Raw genomic sequence first — 1,539 nt, forward strand, 5'->3', positions numbered from 1 at the left:
CACCATCATCGCCCTGGCCTCGGTGGTCGCCGGTCTGGACAAGGGGGTCAAGCGCCTGTCCGAACTGAACATGGCGCTGGCCCTGGCCCTGCTGCTGTTCGTCATCATCGCCGGGCCGACCCTGGCCATCCTCACCGGCTTCTTCCACAACCTCGGCGCCTACCTGCAGTACCTGCCGGCGCTGTCCAACCCCATCGGCCGCGAGGACGCCAACTTCAGCCAGGGCTGGACGGCGTTCTACTGGGCCTGGTGGATCAGCTGGTCGCCCTTCGTCGGCATGTTCATCGCCCGGGTCAGCCGTGGCCGCAGCGTGCGCGAATTCCTCATCGCCGTGCTGCTGGTGCCGTCGCTGGTCTCGGTGCTGTGGATGACCGCCTTCGGCGGTACCGCCATCAACCAGTTGCTGGTCGATGGTTTCACCGGCGCCCAGGACGCCGGCCTGGAACTGAAGCTGTTCAGCATGCTCGGCGAAATGCCGCTGACCGCCATCACCTCCTTTATCGGCATCGTGCTGGTGGTGGTGTTCTTCATCACCTCGTCGGACTCCGGCTCCCTGGTGATCGACACCATCACCGCCGGCGGCAAGGTCAATGCGCCGGTGCCGCAGCGGGTGTTCTGGGCCAGCATCGAAGGCGTGATCGCCATCGCCCTGCTGCTCGGCGGCGGCCTGGTGGCGCTGCAGGCCATGGCGGTGTCGACGGGGCTGCCGTTCACCATCGTGCTGCTGGTGGGCTGCGTGTCCATCGTCAAGGGGCTGCTGAGCGAGCCGCGCTAAGCGCCGGCCTCGCCGGCCCGGAGAGCGCGCCTGCGGGCGCGCTTTTTTATGCGCGGGCCTCACAACCTCGGGTTCGACACCCCCCTGTAGGAGCGGCGCCCCCCCATCGCCAAGCGCCGCCCTCGTCGCTATTGGATAGCCCCGCGCCGCTTGCGCCGCGCAGGCCGGTTTTTCCTTCTGTTAGCGTCGGCCTCCGCGTTCGGCACTGCGCCGCGCGCCGCGTCGAGCACGCGATAACTATAAGGAGCAGCCATATGAGCCATGCCCAAGGGTCCAAGGGGCCCAGTACAGCCAACGACGACGGTATACCCGCCCCGAGCGGCGCCGCCACTCTGATAGACACCGACTACGTGGTCGGCCAGGACAATATCCGCGGTCGCTACCTGGTCAATCTCGATATCCACGGCACGGTCTTCATCGTCTCGGCGCTCAGCGCGCTGTTGTTCGTGGTGCTGGCGCTGGCCCTGCACAACGAGGTGGAGCCGCTGTTCAAGGCCGTACGCGACTGGCTGACGCAGAACCTGGCGTGGTTCTTCATCGGCTCGGCCAACATCTTCGTGCTGCTGTGCCTCGGCCTGATCGTCTCGCCGCTGGGCAAGGTGCGCCTCGGCGGCACGCTGGCGCGGCCCGACTATTCCTACACGTCCTGGTTCGCCATGCTGTTCGCCGCCGGCATGGGCATCGGCCTGATGTTCTACGGCGTGGCCGAGCCCATGTCGCACTACGACTCGTCGCTGGCCGGCATCGCCGTCGGCGACAATGGC

Annotated in this window: 2 protein-coding genes; both read left to right on the plus strand. The window is 67.0% G+C overall.

Annotation, left to right across the window (positions count from 1 at the left end; all coding sequences use genetic code 11):
• A partial coding sequence (locus N878_RS20110; protein WP_021445346.1) for a BCCT family transporter occupies positions 1–775 on the plus strand: 775 nt, incomplete at its 5' end.
• Between the two features lie 254 nt (positions 776–1,029).
• Positions 1,030–1,539: BCCT family transporter (locus tag N878_RS20115; protein WP_031303588.1), on the plus strand; the 510-nt coding region annotated here is incomplete at its 3' end.

The organism is Pseudomonas sp. EGD-AK9, assembly GCF_000465935.2.
Lineage (GTDB): Bacteria > Pseudomonadota > Gammaproteobacteria > Pseudomonadales > Pseudomonadaceae > Aquipseudomonas.